The organism is Shimia sp. R9_1 (assembly GCF_017743775.1).
GTDB lineage: Bacteria > Pseudomonadota > Alphaproteobacteria > Rhodobacterales > Rhodobacteraceae > Shimia.
The window spans coordinates 944,239-961,431 of the sequence record NZ_JAGHRN010000001.1 but is presented as its reverse complement, the minus strand read 5'-3'; the positions used below and the strand labels follow the sequence as shown (position 1 = coordinate 961,431).

Genomic DNA, 17,193 nt, shown 5'->3' with positions numbered 1-17,193 from the left:
ACGCGCGCCGTCTAGATTTCGTAAAGGTTTGCTTAATTAGTCCGCAGAGGCCAGTTGCTTGGGCAGGCGGAACGTCCAAAGCATGCCGCCTTGGTTCAGATAGTTCACCTTCTTGGCAACTTCTCCGCCCCAAAGTGGAACCGCGCCGCCCCAACCGGAAATGATTGAGACATATTGTTCGCCGTTTTGTTCCCAGGTGACGGGCTGACCAACGATGCCGGAACCGGTTTGGAACGACCAGAGAATTTCACCTGTGGCGTCATCGAAGGCGATAAATTTGCCTTCGGGAGTGCCTGTGAAGACCAAACCGCCTGCAGTGGTCATTACGCCGCCCCATAGAGGGGCATCGTTCTTGAATTCCCAAACCAGTTCGCCTGTATCCGGGTCGATCGCTTTCAGACTACCGATGTGATCTTCGTAGTTGGGTTTGATCGTGAAGCCAGCACCAAGATAGGCGGCACCCTTTTTGTAGGTGATCGGCTCATTCCAAATGTCCATTCCCCATTCATTGGAAGGAACATAGAAGTTGCCGGTATTTTGGCTAAACGCCATTGGCATCCAATTTTTTCCGCCCAAGAAAGAGGGGCTCGCGAAAATCACCTCACCTTTTTGGCCATCAGCTGCCGCGGCTGGATCACCCGGGCGATTTTCCTCAACCCAGATCGGACGGCCGTTTTCATCAAGGCCGGATGACCAACTGATGTTCTTTACAAACGGTACACCGCGCACAAAATCCCCGTCTGCGGCATCCAGTACGTAGAAGTAACCGTTGCGATCTGCGGTCGCCAATCGCTGCTCACCGGTGCGATTGTCATAGGCGACAACCTCATTCACGCCGTCATAGTCCCATCCCTCACGCGGTGTGGTCTGGAAGTGCCATTTGATCTCGCCAGTTGCCGGGTCGATGCCGATGCGGGAAGCTGCATAGAGGTTATCGCCAGAGCCATCGTTTTTCTGTCCGGCATCACGCAGCCAGGAATTCCACGGCGCCGGGTTCCCCGCACCCATGATGATGGTGTCGGTGCGGGCATCATAGGATCCACCAAGCCAGGTGGCGCCGCCACCGGTCTTCCACATGTCGCCGGGCCAGGTGGCATTAAGTGTACCGGTCATGGTGCTTTCTTCACCATTAAGGGTACCCATGTGCCCCTCAATGACCGGGCGTTCCCAAACCATCTCACCGGTCTCTGCATCACGCGCTTGCACTGCGCCTACAATGCCAAATTCGCCGCCCGAATTGCCTGTTACCACCAATCCGTTCACAATCATTGGTGCTGCGGTGTAAGAATACCCTGCCTTGTAGTCTTCGATTTTGTCACGCCAGACCACATCACCTGTGTCTTTGTTGAGCGCCACAATGCGTGCGTCGAGTGTGCCGAAGATCACGAGGTCCTTATAGAGCGCAGCGCCGCGATTGACGACGTCACAACAAGGGAGAATACCTTCAGGGAGACGCGCATCATATTGCCAAAGCTCTTCACCGGTTTCGATGTCAATTGCGTACATCCGGCTGTAGGAACCGGTGATATACATCACCCCGTCGTAGACAAGCGGCTGGGTTTCCTGCCCGCGTTGCTTCTCGCCGCCGAGCGAAAATGCCCAAGCAGGGACAAGGTTTTTGACGTTGTCTTTGTTCAGAATATCCAACGGAGAATAACGCTGGAGCGCGCGCCCCATACCATTGGTGACAATCTGGTTGGTGATCGTTGAATCATTGGCGATGTCGTCATCAGTCACCTCTGCTGAGGCGTAGCCGAACGAAAATACCGCAGCCGTCGTGGCCAGCAATAAACTTCTCATAATGTCCTCCCTGTAGAATGCGCTGAAACGGTCAATGCGCGCGCAAATTCTGATGTCACTATCTTTGAGATCACTCGTTCGTGAAATTGCACAATGGTCGTAAAGCTCGCCGAGGCACTTTGGAGCCTTTCTGGGATACTCCCCCCAGGCAGCACCAAAAGTACTTCCGGGTGTTTGGAGGGCTTTGCTTTCTACAGGCGAGGCCCATGCTTTGGTCGTATTCCGGAGAAAAGCCCTAGTGCTAGTATGCGGCAAACGGGAGGATATGATGTCATATTTTGACAGAATGGTTGGCTTGGTCGCCGGCGCTTGTTTGAGCATTGGAATGACAGCAAGTGCGGTGGTCGCAGAGACGCAGGTTCTACGCGCGGCAGTTCTTAAGTTTGGGACGGTGAACTGGGAGTTGGATACGATCCAGCATCACGGATTAGACACCGCGAACGGATTTGAGCTTCAAGTCAGTGGCGTGGCCGGTGGCTCTGCCGCCAAAGTGGCATTTCAAGGTGGTGAGACAGATGTGATCGTGTCTGACTGGATCTGGGTCGCGAGGCAGCGTGCGGCAGGCAAAGACTACGTCTTCATTCCTTACTCAACTGCAGTTGGCGGATTGATGGTCCCTGAACGCAGTTCAGCACAGTCCCTTGCGGACCTCAGTGGCCGAAAAATTGGTATTGCTGGTGGCCCGCTCGATAAAAGCTGGCTGATCCTAAGAGCTTATGCGCAGCAAGAATATGGGGTCGATCTTGCCGCAGATACGGAACAAGTCTTCGGAGCACCACCGCTGATCTTTAAGACCGCGTTGTCTGGCGACCTTGGTGGGGCGATCAACTTTTGGCATTTTATGGCAAAGATGGAAGCTGGCGGGATGCGCAAGCTGATCGATGTATCTGATGCTGCTCAGGCGCTGGGGCTTGATCCGAAAACCCCTCTGCTCGGTTACGTCGTGCGGGGTGAGATGCTGCGCGAGCAGCCGGACCTGGTGAATGGGCTAGCGGCCGCGTCGCGTGGTGCGAAAGAGCTTTTGGTAGCAGACGAGGGAGAGTGGGAGCGCTTGCGCCCTCGCATGAACGCCAAAACGGATGCGCAATTTGAGGCGTTGAAAGCAGGGTTTCGAGCGGGCATTCCCTCTGGCGTCGCTGTGGATGAAATCGCTGCCGATAAAATGCTTCGCTTGATGGCTGAATTTGGCGGAGACGATCTTGTTGGTGAGGCCAAAAGCCTCCCGCCCGGTCTATTCGCGCAGCTCACCAACTAGTGCCAGAGACTGTTCTTAACCTAGATCTGCATGGGCTGTCCTTATCAGGGCAGCCCGTTTTGGCAGATCTGTCCCTGACCCTTTCAGCAGGCGAAACTGTTGCAATAACGGGGCCTTCGGGTATCGGAAAAACCAGCATGTTGCGAATATTGGCTGGGCTGGAAACAGGTTTTTCCGGAACAGTCCAAAGGCCCGAGCGTGTCGCAATGGTTTTTCAGGAGCCTACATTGCTGCCATGGCGTAGCTTGAGGGACAATTTATACCTCGCAACCGGAGCCAGTGCACAAAAGGCTGAAGCAAAGCTCATTGATGTCGGGCTGAAAGGCCTCGGAGATCGCTTTCCTGGACAATTGTCCCTCGGACAACAAAGGCGACTTTCGCTTGCACGTGCCTTTGTTGCTGATCCACAAATTTTGCTTATGGATGAGCCATTTGTCTCGCTTGATGAAGCGCTGGCGGAAGAGATGATGGGCCTTTTTGAGGAATTGCGGGCAGGCACCGATGTAGCGACGGTTCTCGTGACACATGTCCCAAAGGAGGCAGAGCGCTTGGCAGATCGCGTCTTGCGCTTGGAGGGACGTCCAGCGACCTTCCGCTAGCCTCTTGGACGTTTCATCCCGCGCGCGGGATCATATCCCCATATCGCGAGGGTGCCAAAACAGGCCGCTGCGAATAAAACCCAACACGTCGCTTGTAGGTTGATCTGTTGGTGCAAGGCAAAGCGGATCAGTTCCACCCCATGTGTAAACGGATTTACGGCGCAGATATCATGCAAAAGCTCCGAACTTTCGGCCATTTTCCAAAGCGGATACAGTGCCGACGATAAGAAGAACATCGGGAAGATAACGAAGTTCATCACACCTGCGAAGTTCTCTAGCTGTTTGATAAAGCTGGATAACGCCAACCCCAATGCGCCAAGCATGAGGCCGGTCAAGATCAGCGCTGGTAAGACAGTAAGGTATCCCAAAGTGGGCCAGCGTAGCCCGTAGAGATCGGCGATAAGTAGGAAAGTGTAGACCTGTGTAATCGAGATGATTGTGGAACCTAAAAGCCTGCAGAAGAGCAGCCACCAGCGTGGCAAAGGTGTGGTTAAAAGCAATCGCATTGAGCCCATTTCGCGGTCGTATACCAAGCTGAGGGAAGACTGCATCCCATTGAAAAGCATAATCATTCCGCACAATCCGGGAACAATGTAGGTCTCATATTGGATGTAGGTTTGGTACGGAGGCGTGATGGAGAGACCGAGTGCTGTGCGAAAGCCAGCGGCAAAAACGAAGAGCCAAACGAGGGGGCGTACGAGCGCTGCAACAAAACGCCCGCGTTGCTGGATGAACCGCAGTGCTTCGCGTGTGACGATCGCTTGAAGCGCGACGAAATATGGTTTCACGCTTCAGCTCCGGTGAGTTCAAGAAAGGTTTCGGTGAGTGAACTGTTGCCCGTTATGTTCTTGGCCTTGTCGTTGGCTAAAATGGCACCTTCATGGAGGATAACCAGTTGATCTTTTGAAGATATTTCGTCTGTTAGATGTGTTGCCCAAAGTACGGTATAGCCTTCCTCCGCCAGCGCGTGTGCATGTTTGGTGATTGCTGAGCGGCTGGCAGCGTCGAGGCCTACGGTGGGTTCGTCAAAGAGCAGGACCTTCGGGTTGTGTATCAGAGATCTGGCGATCTCAGCGCGCCTGCGGTGGCCTCCATTGAGCTTACGAACAGTTTCTCCCGCACGGTCCGCCATCGACATTTTTTCAAGGGATTCCATGATCTTGCTCTCAGCTCGCGCGCCTGAAATCCCTTGCAGCGCAGCAAAGTACTTGAGGTTGCGGTAGACGGTCAGATCAAGATCCAGCGTTGGCTGTTGAAAAACCACACCGATCTGCTTCAGCGCTGAAAGAGGCTTATTTGAGAGGTCTTGGCCTGCGATTTCAATCGTGCCTGAATGTGCTGTGAACAATCTGGTAAGTATCGAAAAAAGCGTAGTTTTTCCGGCCCCGTTCGGGCCGAGCAAAGCGCAGAATGTGCCAGAAGCGACGTCAAAGGACACGTCATCCAGCGCTTTTTTTGCGCCGTAGGCGTAAGACAGTCCTTTGACACTCAGGCTCACTTGATTTCGATTTCAATGCGTTGGGTTTCGCCAGTCGATCCGGGGATTTTCATGTGGTAACTGCCTGGTTTTATTGCCAAAAAGCCTATCTCCATTGTACCTGCTTCGTCAAACTCTACGGAGTCCAGTCCCAGCGGGCGGATTTCCAAACCCTCGATCACGATTTCATCAATCCAAATGGCGCGAAAGAACTCTGCGCCGACAAGGGCAAGCTCCTGACTGCCGTCGGCCTCGATCTCAAATTCATAATAAGTACCTGATTTTAATTCCCAATTCTCTTCAGAGAGAGGCACTCCCGCGCTGAGAGTGATGGGGGATAGGTCCTCTTTGTTTTTGGCAGAGAGGATGCCAGCAAGCCCAAAACCGTCATCATCATCGTCATCAGCAAAGGCACCTGTTGCAGCCACGCAGCTCATAGCGGTCACGGAAATCAATGTGCGTAAGAAAGTCATTTTGCCCTCATTTTGTGGTCGGTATTGCGTATGTATTGCGTCGTTATCGCGGTGTTATCACGTCGGTGCATTGTCGGTCTTTTTGCTTAGGGACGCAGCGCCGCGCCCCAAGGGAAGCGACCGACCTTAATGGTCTTAACCGCGGCGCGCTCGGCCACGTCAATCACGGTCACATCGCCGGAGACACCGTTTGTCGTGAACAAGAGAGATTTGTCCGTGTTGAAAGCCATGTGCCAGACACGACGTCCAACCAGAATGTACTCTTCAACTTCGAAGGTTTCGGCATTCACGACGGCGACGTGATTGGAAGGGCCAAGCGCGACGAAGGCTGTTTTCTCGTCGCCAGTAAATTCAAAGCCTACAGGCTGCACACGGTCCGGATGAACGCCATGTACTTCAAACTCGATTTTGGCCTTCTCGGCTTTACTCTCCACATCAAAGACAGAGAGGGTGCCCCCAATCTCAGCACTTACCCAAAGTTCGGAGCCGCCAGCCGCAAATTCGGCATGGCGCGGGCGTGAATCGACAAGGGTATTGGCCACGAGTTCCTGAGTTTCAGTGTCGATCCAATGTGCCATATTGGTCGTTTCCGATGTGGTGATGGCGTATTTGCCATCAGGTGAGACAGCCATGCCTTCGGGTTCGATCCCCACATCAATTTGAGCGACAACCTTACGGGTCTCTACGTCCACCACCGTTGTGATCGCGTCGTCTTCGTTCGCGATATAGAGGTGGCGATTGTCTGGATGCAGCACAAACTGTTCTGGATCTTCACCAGAAGGCAGGTCGTGCAGGATCTGTCCGGTTTCAGGATCCATCACCTGTACGGCATCGCTGTCTGAGGCGCAGATGTAGAGGACCTTGTGGTCATGGCTGAAGGTGATGCCGCGGGGGCGCTCTCCGGTTTCGATGGTGCGGATAACCTCCAGAGTGGCCACATCAATGACCGAGATCGTGTCGTCCTTTTCGTTGGAGATCCAAATCTCTTCGGCCTGTGCATGGCTGAAGGGCATCGCAAGGCAAAGGGTCAAGGCGGTTGTTTTGGTGATATTGGACAGCAAAGGCATGGCGGGCCTCCTATTCAAAAGCCGTGCAAGTGGTTTCGGGCTGGTCCTGACCCAAAGTGTCGAGTTCGGAGACCGGGTGCAAAAAACCTTCGAGTGGCGCCATGGACACCAAGGCGCGGGGATGTGTCAGCGGGATCGGTTGGCGCAGCTGGCCGTTCCACGGGCGGAAGGACAGGGGGCGACCTTTGAAACCTGCCAGTTCAAACTCAGGGCTGAGAATAAACGCGCGTAGGGTTTGCAGATCTGCGGAACTCGTGCGGGTGACAGCCTCGCCAATCGAGCGCACAGCTGCCCAAGCTGCGTAGTCTTGAGGGAGCATTTTTCGCTCTGCTGCTTTTTCAAAACGCGACTGGAGCTGGGCTGCGCCCCATTGCTCTACCACGGGTGCCCAAGCGGTGGCGGTCATGCCATCTGAGCCGGCAATGGGGCGTGGCTCCCAGGTGTTGAAGGCAATGTAGCGGCCAAAATCATGGACCTCATCAGCCACGAGCAGAACATCATGGTCTTTCAGCTCTTGTGTGAAGAGGGGCACTTCTTGGGCTGCATTGCGGCGCATGTCAGCGTCAAAGGCCCATGTTTTTGATGATCTCAAGCCGAGGCCAAATTTGGTAAGGCTTTCGCGCAGCGCGTTTGCATAGGCTTGATCCTGCGCATAGGTGCCTTCGATTAACGCGAGCCGGTCCCAGCGGCGTTTGACGAAGAACTGTGCCAATGCATCGGTGCGCATCGCGAGGCTGGGCGCGGTGTGCAGCACATTGCGGCGGCAATTTTCGCGACGAAGCGGATTGTCAGGGGCGGCGACGTTAAAAAGCAGCGCGGATTGTGCTTCGGGCAGATCAGCAATTGCCGTCACGATCTCTGCTGGGGCGTCGATGAGGAGGAGCGGAGTTGCTTCAAGGGCCTGCTTCGCGCTGGCGAGCGGGTCTTCTCCCAGATAGACCTCGGTGGTTTCCAAGACGTAGTCATGACCGAGAAAACGACCGGTGGTGGCGTTGTCTTTGAGCGCCACCTCTGCTCCGGAAACACCAAGGTCTTCTGGCACAGGGTCGAGGTTTGATAAGGTCGGGGGCAACGCGCGTTCGACCTTCAGATAATGCACGTTCACATTGATCTCGGCCGAGGCGGCGGCGCTCAATCCAAAGGCTAGCAGCGCTCCAAAAGCAATGGGTTTCAAAATACTCATGGCTGCAGGCTATCTAGACGCATTTGCGGCACCATAGGACTTTAGTCGAAAGAGGTGCCTAATCGAAACTTTGGTCTAATAGCCGCGTGCCCAAACCCCGCTCTAGAACATGAGCAACTTGTGTAAACTGTCTATGGAGGGTCTCATGGCAAATCGGGTTGTGATGGCAATTTCAGTGGTGGCGCTGAGCGCAACGTCTGTTTTTGGGCATGGAGATGTGGCCCCGCAGCCGGTGAACACGGAGGCGTTGCCGGATGTGGGGGAGGAATGGCTGATCGAAAATCCGTATCGGGCCATGGGCGAAGAGGTGTGGTCTGAGGCCGTGCGCATTGGGGCGTCAGGCTACAATCAGAATTGTGCGCGCTGTCATGGCCTGGAGGTGATTTCTGGCGGTCTGGCTCCGGATTTGCGCTATCTGGAAGCCGAGGAATACGGGGATGAATGGTACGTGGAGCGGTTCCGTTATGGCTATACGCAGAACGGGATCACCAAGATGCCGGCTTTTGACGAGTTGCTGGGGCAGAAAGCGGCTTGGGCAATCCGGACCTATATTGAGGCCCGTCCTGACGATGGGGCGCTAGATGATGTGACGCCAAGGCTTAAGGAAATTCGCGACGCTCTGGTATCGATTGAGACTGGTGGTGCGGGAGATGTCAGTGCCTTGCAGGTGGAACTGGCGCAGATTGCTTCTGGTGTTGAAACGGGCTCAGGGGCGCCGGTGGCGGACAGTGCGCCGTTTCGAGCGGCAAAATATCTTGCGGCAGAGGCCGTTGACGTCAAAAGTGCTCATGAAGCACTCACCATTGGACTATCGGCGGCACAGTAAGTGAAGAAATACTCCCATGTTTTGATATGTGCAGCGCTGGCCTTTCCCGGGTTGGCGCAGGCGCGTTGTGAGAACCATGTCCCCCAACCCAAGCCGCAAAACGCGAGCCGGGATATTGTGGGCGTAGATCTGGACACCATCCAGGAGCGGGGGTGGATCGAGTTCGCGGTCTACGAGGATTTCCCGCCCTATTCCTTTGAGGAAAATGGCGCGCCTGCCGGGATTGATATCAAGATTGGCGAGCTGATCGCTGAGGACCTCGGCGTCAAAGCCAGGTTCAAATTTGTATCGCCTGATGAAAACCTTGAGGCCGATCTGCGCAACACGCTGTGGAAGGGGCCAATTGTCGGGGGCGCAGTTTCCAATGTGATGTTGCGTGTGCCCTATGACAGCGAATTCACCTGCCGCGTCGAGCAGGTGGTGTTCACAGGGCAGTATGCCTCGGAAACGATTGCGATTGCTTATGATGAGGCTAAATATCCCGAGGACAAGCCGGTTCCGGCATATTTCCGATTTGACACTGTGGCGGTCGAAAATGACTCGATCGCGGACTTCTACCTGACGAGCCTGATTGGCGGTCGGGGCGGTGGTGACAAGATCCACCGCTTTCCTTCGATGGCCGAGGCGATGGCGGCACTGCAGGCTGGTGAGGTGATGGCGGCAATGGGGCCGCTGGCGCAGCTGGAATACGGAGCAGGCGACGGTGTCGGCGTGCATCAGCCGCCGTTGCCGGGCTTTGCTGTTGGCAAATGGACCATCGGGCTGGGCGTGAACTTCCGCTATCGGCCGCTTAGCTATTCGGTTGATGATGCAATTTATGCGGCCTTGCAGGATGGGCGGATCGCAGAGATCTTTGCGGGCTACGGGCTGACCCATTTGCCGCCTGAACGCTAGGATTTAATTGCAAACGAGCGCCGCGTCATGCGGACATACGTTCGCGTGCCCGTGCCGCGAGGACCAGCGGCACACACGTCTGAGCGTCGTCGTGGATGGTCACGCAATCCAAACAGCCGAAGCACTCTGAATATTGGATCTCTCCTTTGGGGGCGATGGATTTGTAGTTGCAGCGTACTTTGCAGAGTTGGCAGGGGGAGCCGCATTCCTCGCGGCGCGCAATCCAGTCACGTCCGCGCAGAAGGCCGCCAATCGCCATGAAGGCCCCCAATGGGCAGACATAGCGGCAGAAGCCTTTGAAAAGCACGGTTGAGAGCAGTAGCAGCCCGACAGCGTAGGCAACGTAGTACCATTCGCGAATGAAGAAGGTGGTGATTGCAGTTTTGAACGGCTCGACTTCTGCGGCTTTGTCGATGTGTTGAGGGGATATGAATATCAACCCCACCAAGCTGGCAAGAATGACATATTTTAAAGCCTTTAGGCGTTTGTCCCAGAAGGCTGAGGGTTCAATTTCCGGTAGACGTAATGCGCGGCCAATGTGGTGCGCGAATTCCTGTAACGCGCCAAAGGGGCAAAGCCAGCCGCAGAAAAGAGCACGTCCCCAGAGGATAAACCCGATAATGGCCGCGCCCCAAACCAGAAGCGAGAAGGGGTCGTAGAGCAGAAAGGCGTAAGTGCCTCCTTCCCAAGCGGTACGCAGCACTCCGATGACAGTGACAATCGACAGCTGTCCTTGTCCCCAGAGCCCGACAAAGCCGGTCATGACGGCGAGAAATGTCAGCCGCGCCGGGGTGAACCAGCGCCAGCTGGCGAGCGCGTGCATTTTGGAAAACAGAGCGGCGAACAGAGCGATGAGGCTGACGCCAAGAACAATAAGGTCGGTCTGCCGATTGCGAAGTGCTTCGCGCCATGGCGGCAACGGCTTGGGGACTTCGGGGCGCGTGAAGAAGCGTGCGTCGGTTGAATGTGTGACTGAGAGTGTTTCGCTGCCGATCTGAGGCATGAAGGTGCCGTGTTCGCGCAATGCCAGCACATTAAGCTGCCATTCTGAAGTGGGGTCAAAGCCAAGCCTTCTGTCCGTGCGCAGGATCATCGTGGTGGCGTCGTGCAGGTGATTGGGCACATCACGGTGGAGACCGACAAACAGGTCGCTGTCTCGCAAGGCGACTGGCAGGCCAAATTGCTCCGCTGATAGCCAGTCTGGCGAGGTGTTGCGGATGAAGTCTTCTGAAACCAATCCATGACGGCCCGCTTCCAGCAAAAGCAGCGGTTCGTCAAAGTCTGAGATTTCAAGAAATTCCTGAAGCTCTGCGAAGGTGTCTTCGTCCAGAATTGCACGCGCAATGGAAGGGGGGCCGACATCGACGATCCAGAGGTCAAGATAGGCCCCGTCTGGATCATCTTGCGCTTCGGGATCGTCATCGGCCCAGAGGGTGCCTTCAAACACAGCTTCGATTTCAGCGTTGGTGACCAGAAAGCGCTGGGCGAGGCCCTGTTCAACCAGATCGTTCCAGGTCAGGTCTTCGACATAATCCGGGGTCGGATGAGCAGGCGGACCGGCGGCGACACCCTGCATTTTCTCGCGCGCAATCTGTGTGGTTGCCGCTAGAATGGATTCATGGGCGATCCGCACGCTTGCCGTCGCCTTGGTCACCCCATCAAGGTAGACCAGTGAACCACTTGCGCTTCCGGCATCGCCATAGGGTGTCCCAACCACAAGAGAGGATGCAATGTTATGGCCGCGGTATTGCTCAAAGAATTTGTGGAAAGCGGCGTTGCCGAGACCGGACACAAAGATGGGCTCGTTGTGCTGCAAGAGCCGCATATCCAGATAGTTGCCCTCAAGATCAAGGGTCACCAACACGTTGATTGGCGCGCCGGCGAAACCGGGCAAAGGGGCGAGTGGCTCTGTTTCAAAGATGTAGCCCGCGTGTTGACCGCCTGAATTGTCGAGCTCCCACAGCCCTTTGTCATTCACCTGATCGCCCAGACTGTATGGGGGGATAACAAGTTCTGAGAGCTCATCCTTGGTTAGAACTTCGGCCTGAGCGGCGGAAACCAGTAGCATGAAAATTGTGACGAGAACCCGCATGTCGGAGACGCTAAACTCTGGTGGGGCAACTCTAAATGCGACCTTTGTCTAAATTCCAAAGCGGCGCCCTTTCTGGACTGGATGGCACTTATGGCGAAGGCTTTTCAAAACGCAGGCGCATCAGGCACCGCGCGACGTCCCGTCGTGGTGGCGATTTCGCTTTGCGCGTTGATTACACTTTGGTGGGCTTGCGCCCTAGGGATGGCGGACCCAACGGTCCTGCCATCCCCCGTGGAGGTGATGAAGGTGACAGTCGCGGAGGCCAGTGCCGGCGATTTGTGGCACCACATGAGCGCGACACTCCTGCGTGTGGCAGCAGCTTTCACATGCGCCATGCTCTTTGGCACCGTGATCGGGATAGCACTGGGTCTGATGCCGCGGTTGAACCAATGGGCTGACCCATGGGTGGTCGTGTTCTTGAACCTGCCTGCTTTGGTGGTGATCGTTCTGGCCTACCTCTGGTTGGGTTTGAACGAGTTTGCAGCCATTTTGGCGGTGTCCGTGAATAAGACGGCCATGGTGATTGTGACCATTCGCGAAGGTGTGCTGGCGCGAGACCGTGCGATTGCAGAGATGGCGCAGGTGTTTCGCATGTCATTGTGGAAGAGGTTACGCCATGTGATTTGGCCGCAGTTGGCACCCTATGTCTCGGCATCTGTGCGCAACGGTATGGCGATGATCTGGAAGATCGTGTTGGTGGTCGAATTTTTGGGGCGTGGGAACGGTGTTGGATTTCAGATCCATCTCTATTTCCAGCTCTTTGAGACAGCGCATGTGATGGCCTATTCCTTGAGCTTCGTGGCGGTGATGTTGCTGATCGAGTATTTGCTGGTTCAGACGGGGGAGACCCGCGCGCGCCGGTGGCGGGGCGCAGAGGTGAAGTAGTGTTCTGGCACTTCGTGCGCATTCAGAACAGCAGCGGACACCCAAGTGTGCGTTGCAGCGCGCTCACCAATTCATCGACGGTTTCGGTCCCGACATAGTATCCGCCTGTGCGCTCTGACAAGCACTGTGCCACGCTGATTTTTTGGTCGTAGTCACTGTCTTCCGCCCAGCTAAACCGATCCCCGCGTACTTTGAAGCCGATGACATGTACGGTGAGATCAGTGGTTGCGGCCAATTCTGCGGCAACTTGGCATGGCGCACCTCCGCAGGTTTCTTTCCCGTCGGTCACGAGAACAATTGTGCCCTTACCATTGAGTGTCTTAGCAGCAAGGCTCACTGCGTCAGCGATCGCCGTTTCGCCAGCGGGCTGCAAGCGCTCGATGGCTGTGATGATGGGCCCAGCGGCATTCCTCGTCGGGGGGAAGCGGAGATCAAGTCCGGTGCAGGCGTTTTCTCCGCCGGGGCCATAGACAATCAGGCCGAGGCGGCGTGTTAGCGCGATGTCGGGGACTGCCCGTTTGATCGCGCGCCGGGCTTCGAAGATGCGCGGCTCGGAGATGTTGTTAAAGCCCATCTCAGCCATAGAGCCAGAGCCGTCAAATACGATCATGGCGTCTTCGGGGCAGTGATTTTGAGCTGCGGCGACTGAGGTGATCAGACAGAAGGAAAGAGCGAAGCGGAGCATATCGTCAGGGTCGGACCACAGCCTGTAGCCTGTCAATCGCGCTTTGGTCGGAAATGTGCGATTTTTGAACGTTGGCCTGCATGTGCATGAAGTCCACACATGGAGATTTATGATCAGCTTAAGATTGTATTTCTGTTTAAACATTGGCTAGCTTTTTTGGCGCATTGTTGCGCGGCAGATTTTACTGAACTGAAGGTCGAGCAAAGTGAAACTATCCACGTCCAAACTGATCGCATTTGCTTTGCTACCGGCACTCGTGGCCGGATGTGGTGGCGGAGAGGACGACTCCTCGAGCACCAGTGGCGGGGGAAGTGCGGGATCTGGCGCTTCGCTCCCCTTCACAAACAACCCGACATTGCTTGCGTCCTTCATTGATAATTTGGACGCGGTGCGCGGCACTGCCAATCGGCTTTTGACCCGCGATGCACGTTACCGCCTGCAAAATGCTCCGGCGGGCGTATATGTAGATCGGAATGGCAACAACCGCCTGGATGCGGGTATCGACGTTGAGTTGAAAGGCAATCCTATAGAGACGGCAGGCATTCACTATGCTCATGCCGCCGGGCTCACCGGGGCAGGCCAGATCATCGCCTTCTCAGACAATGGGTTCCTGACCTCACATGAGGCCTTCTCCGGCAAATCGATAACGACAGGATCCAGCCTGTCTGTGGACGATCACGGGACGTTTGTGGCGTCGGTCGCCACAGGGAATTCCTCAGATATGATTGGCGTTGCACCTGAGGCTGCTGCGATCTTCGGGAGCTTCGATACATTTGAGCAACTGACCGAGACAGCAAATGCCGCCCGTAGCGCGCGTGCGGTCGCCCTGAACAATTCCTGGGGATTTGCCAGCCGTCGCGCGAGCCTATCGAACTACAATAGTCTTGTGAGCACGTCAGCGGGGTCTGACTACGTGGATGCGTTGTCGCGCTATGCCCAAGACGGGATTGTGTTGTTTGCGATCTCCAATGACTCGACAATTTCAAATGTAGGTTTGCTTCCAGGGCTGCCTATTTTTGAGCCTACGTTGCAGGACAGCTGGATCGCAGTGGTCAACGGCGTTCCCGTCTTGAATGGAGACGACATCGTGGCAGCAGAGCGCGTGTCGGGAGCCTGCCTTGAAGCTGCAGCCTGGTGTATTTCTGCCAACGGCAGTTGGACAGGAGCCAATGCGAATTCAACCAGCAGCTATGGGTTTGGCACAGGAACTTCTTTTGCTGCGCCAACCGTAGCAGGGGCACTGGCGCTTTTGGCAGAAGCCTTTCCAACTATGACAAACAAAGAGCTGCGTGTTCGGCTGCTCGCCACCGCCGACAACGAGTTTGACGGCTTTTCCCAAGATGGCACCGTGGAACTGGTCCCCGGTTTTGAGCACGCCTATAGCAGCGAATGGGGACACGGGTTTCTCAATGTTGGCGCAGCGCTTTTGCCGATTGGACAATCCACCGTCACGACAGGGAACGGCACGGTCTTAAATATGGATAAGCCCCTCGTTGTGGCGGGTGGCGCGAGCGGGGATGCGGTGTCACGGGCACTTCGCAATGTCGACCTTGTCAGCCGCGATGCGTTGTCTGCCAACTTTGTGGTAAACGCTGCGCAATTCGTGGCGGAGCGCCAGTCGGCACCGCTGTTTTCGCTCGCTGACATCGCAGCTTTTGACCGGATCGAGACGCGCCAGTCTGGTGGCGCTGCGTTCTTCGGAGATCGGCGCAGCATCCCGCTCTTCACAAACAACACAGACCTCGACATTCGGCTTTTCCAGTCGACCGGCGACGGCCAAGACAATATGGGGTTTGGCGTCACGCGCGGGTTTGATCTGGGCCTTGCCAGCTTGCACGTCAGTGCGACCTACGGTGATGACACCGCAACCCTCCTGTCGGACTGGAATGGCGGTACCAACTCTTCGATCTTTGCAGTCGATATGGCCTTGTCCGCGGATATCACTGAGGCGGCGCAGCTTAGTTTTGAGTTCGGCTATGCCTTGGGCGAGGAGAACTCTGGCCTTGGTCAAGCTGCGGATGTTCTTATGAATGCCGGAGCGCTCAGGTTGTCACATCATGGGGTGTGGGCACACAATGACCGGCTGAGTGTGGCGGTGTCGTTGCCTGCGGCGATTTCATCTGGCTCCACCTCTGTTGCTTTGCCGGTGCTGTCCGCCAATGGTGTTGCCTCGACCCGAAGTGTTGCGATTGATTTGGCACCAGAAGAGCGCGAAATGCGGATCGCGCTGAACTATGTGCGGCCGCTCACCGATCATACGAATTTTGGGGTATCACTCGCGCATGCTCAGAATCGGGGCAACATCGCTGGGGAGCGTGAAACGGCCATTTTGTTCGGGTTCAGAACGCGCTTCTAAAGAAGCTGTGACTTGCGGTTGATACGACTTTATTAGCCGAATTAGGTGTTTGTTAATGCTCCCTTTTGTGAGTTCCGCCTTTGAGTGCGACTGCAAGGGGCGCACTCTCCCCTTGAGGGATCTTCGGGCCAGCCTCTAAATATTCGCATCAAACCTGAATGGAGTGTCACACCCATTGCGCGGTGATGACACGATCAAAACACATTTCGTTCACAACTTGGCCCTGTCGGTGGGGATCTGCACTCGCATTTCTGAGCCAACAGCCATAGGAGCCAAGGGGATGAGCGTGCATGCACGACGCTGAAGAAATATATGCTGCGTTGGCGTCAGGCACCGAGTTACTGCGTGGTCAGTACAAGATCATTCGCCCGCTTGGTCAGGGGGGCTTTGGGCTTACTTACTTGGCGCATGACAGCCTGAACCGCACGGTGGTTATCAAAGAGTGTTTCCCGTCTCAGATTTGTGGACGAAATGGCATCTTCGTGCAGCCGTTTGAGGCGCAGGATGCCCCGTATTTCAGCGCCATTTTGGAACAGTTTCAAGGAGAGGCCTTACGTCTCGCGGAACTCGATCATCCAGGTATCGTCGGCGTCCACCAGACCTTTGCCGAAAACGGCACGGCTTATACCGCAATGGATTTTGTGGAGGGCGTTGACCTGCTGGATTTGGTCGAACGGGCACCTGGGCGGTTGACCCGGAGCACCATCGACAGCGTTTTGCGACAGGTTTTAGACGCGCTTCGGTATTTGCATGATCGAGGCATTTTGCATCGCGACATAGCGCCAGACAATCTCATTCTCAGCGAGACAGGCCAAGTCACCTTGATCGATTTTGGTGCGGCCTATGCTTCTAGTGAACACGAAGACGGGCAAAAGCGCCGGATGTTGGCGGTGAAGGACGGCTATTCCCCGCCAGAGTTCTATACGGCAGAGGGTAGTCAGGGCTCCTATAGCGACATTTATTCGCTGGGGGCGCTCTGTCATCTGATGTTTGTGGGAGATCCCCCGCCGGATGCGCAGACCCGGGTTGAGATGATCGAAGCCGATCAGGGTGATCCTTACGCGGCATTGGAAACGACAAACTCTGATCTGGATATTCGGCTGTTGATCGCAACGGATCGTGCTTTGACTTTGGACGCTACAGAGCGTCTTCGGAGCGCGGATGACTGGATCCGTGTGATGGATGGGCCGGTTCCCAAACCTTTGGCCGCGTTTGACCCTGCAGTGGTTGGGGTCATCAAAGATCTCGTGAGTGATACAAATCGCGTGCTGCAACCTGGCTTGCCGCAAGCGCTCAAAGCGCAGCGGAAGATCGACCAGCCGATAGCGCCGAAACCTCAGAAGCAAAAGCAGTATGTCGATGTTTTTGGCGATCCGATAGAGGACGTTGAGGCCTATCTGGCTGAGCAAGACAGACTATGCAGTGCGCGCGCGCGACCGTCCGAAGCGCCGTTGAAACATGGCGATATGCTGACTGCCGCTGCTGGCGGCCGGAAAGCTCCAAGGAATAGGTCAGGCAAAGTCTCTTTGTTCCACCGTTTCTGCGACCGCTTCAGAGCACGCCATGACGTCCCCGAAACCCGTATTCTCCAAACGTGAAGG

General features: G+C 55.6%; 15 protein-coding genes. 7 read left to right on the top strand and 8 right to left on the bottom strand.

Annotated features, from left to right (window positions below; translation table 11 throughout):
• Positions 1-36: 36 nt before the first annotated feature.
• Positions 37-1,800 (bottom strand): PQQ-dependent methanol/ethanol family dehydrogenase, encoded by a 1,764-nt coding sequence (locus tag J7399_RS04565; RefSeq protein WP_209084373.1) that lies wholly within the window; start codon positions 1,798-1,800, stop codon positions 37-39.
• A 325-nt stretch (positions 1,801-2,125) separates the two neighbouring features.
• Between J7399_RS04565 and J7399_RS04560 the strand changes: the two genes are divergently transcribed.
• Together J7399_RS04560 and J7399_RS04555 are read left to right on the top strand one after the other, a co-directional pair.
• Entirely contained in the window at positions 2,126-3,055 is a 930-nt protein-coding gene (locus J7399_RS04560) for an ABC transporter substrate-binding protein (RefSeq protein ID WP_247742785.1), read from the top strand.
• A 59-nt stretch (positions 3,056-3,114) separates the two neighbouring features.
• Positions 3,115-3,654 carry an ATP-binding cassette domain-containing protein gene (locus tag J7399_RS04555; RefSeq protein WP_348539429.1) on the top strand — a complete coding sequence of 180 codons (540 nt, stop codon included), beginning with the start codon at positions 3,115-3,117 and terminating at the stop codon, positions 3,652-3,654.
• On the opposite strand, the gene J7399_RS04550 is transcribed toward J7399_RS04555, so the two are convergent.
• The 5 genes from J7399_RS04550 to J7399_RS04530 all read right to left on the bottom strand — a co-directional run bounded on the left by J7399_RS04550 (position 3,651) and on the right by J7399_RS04530 (position 7,854).
• Positions 3,651-4,442: an ABC transporter permease gene (locus J7399_RS04550; RefSeq protein ID WP_209084372.1), complete on the bottom strand. Its 792-nt coding sequence runs from the start codon at positions 4,440-4,442 to the stop codon at positions 3,651-3,653. The genes J7399_RS04555 and J7399_RS04550 overlap by 4 nt on opposite strands.
• The gene (locus tag J7399_RS04545; RefSeq protein WP_209084371.1) at positions 4,439-5,152 is read right to left on the bottom strand and encodes an ABC transporter ATP-binding protein; all 714 of its coding nucleotides are present in this window, start codon (positions 5,150-5,152) and stop codon (positions 4,439-4,441) included. Before J7399_RS04545 ends, J7399_RS04550 begins: the two co-directional genes overlap by 4 nt.
• A complete protein-coding gene (locus tag J7399_RS04540) occupies positions 5,149-5,568 on the bottom strand; it encodes a hypothetical protein (RefSeq protein WP_247742781.1) in 420 nt (139 codons plus the stop codon). The genes J7399_RS04545 and J7399_RS04540 overlap by 4 nt, the downstream gene beginning before the upstream one ends.
• A gap of 122 nt (positions 5,569-5,690) precedes the next feature.
• Positions 5,691-6,617 (bottom strand): YVTN family beta-propeller repeat protein, encoded by a 927-nt coding sequence (locus J7399_RS04535; protein ID WP_247742780.1) that lies wholly within the window; start codon positions 6,615-6,617, stop codon positions 5,691-5,693.
• Between the two features lie 64 nt (positions 6,618-6,681).
• On the bottom strand, positions 6,682-7,854 hold the full coding sequence (locus tag J7399_RS04530; protein WP_209084368.1) for an ABC transporter substrate-binding protein: 1,173 nt from the start codon (positions 7,852-7,854) through the stop codon (positions 6,682-6,684).
• A 163-nt stretch (positions 7,855-8,017) separates the two neighbouring features.
• Here J7399_RS04530 and pedF point away from each other — a divergent pair, with 163 nt between their 5' ends.
• Positions 8,018-8,680 carry a cytochrome c-550 PedF gene (gene pedF, locus J7399_RS04525; RefSeq protein WP_247742779.1) on the top strand — a complete coding sequence of 221 codons (663 nt, stop codon included), beginning with the start codon at positions 8,018-8,020 and terminating at the stop codon, positions 8,678-8,680.
• Positions 8,681-9,574, top strand: a complete 894-nt coding sequence (locus tag J7399_RS04520) for a transporter substrate-binding domain-containing protein (RefSeq protein ID WP_209084365.1) — start codon at positions 8,681-8,683, stop codon at positions 9,572-9,574.
• A gap of 25 nt (positions 9,575-9,599) precedes the next feature.
• Here the strand turns inward: J7399_RS04520 and J7399_RS04515 are convergent, their stop codons facing one another.
• Positions 9,600-11,642, bottom strand: coding sequence for a 4Fe-4S binding protein (locus J7399_RS04515; RefSeq protein WP_247742720.1), 2,043 nt, complete (start codon positions 11,640-11,642; stop codon positions 9,600-9,602).
• 114 nt (positions 11,643-11,756) lie between these two features.
• Here J7399_RS04515 and J7399_RS04510 point away from each other — a divergent pair, with 114 nt between their 5' ends.
• The gene (locus tag J7399_RS04510; RefSeq protein ID WP_209084361.1) at positions 11,757-12,551 is read left to right on the top strand and encodes an ABC transporter permease; all 795 of its coding nucleotides are present in this window, start codon (positions 11,757-11,759) and stop codon (positions 12,549-12,551) included.
• A 22-nt stretch (positions 12,552-12,573) separates the two neighbouring features.
• Here the strand turns inward: J7399_RS04510 and J7399_RS04505 are convergent, their stop codons facing one another.
• A complete protein-coding gene (locus J7399_RS04505; RefSeq protein ID WP_209084359.1) occupies positions 12,574-13,161 on the bottom strand; it encodes a VWA domain-containing protein in 588 nt (195 codons plus the stop codon).
• A 280-nt stretch (positions 13,162-13,441) separates the two neighbouring features.
• Between J7399_RS04505 and J7399_RS04500 the strand changes: the two genes are divergently transcribed.
• Together J7399_RS04500 and J7399_RS04495 are read left to right on the top strand one after the other, a co-directional pair.
• Positions 13,442-15,592, top strand: a complete 2,151-nt coding sequence (locus J7399_RS04500) for a S8 family peptidase (RefSeq protein WP_209084357.1) — start codon at positions 13,442-13,444, stop codon at positions 15,590-15,592.
• Positions 15,593-15,882: 290 nt separating this feature from the next.
• Entirely contained in the window at positions 15,883-17,190 is a 1,308-nt protein-coding gene (locus J7399_RS04495; protein WP_209084355.1) for a serine/threonine-protein kinase, read from the top strand.
• Positions 17,191-17,193 lie beyond the last annotated feature (3 nt).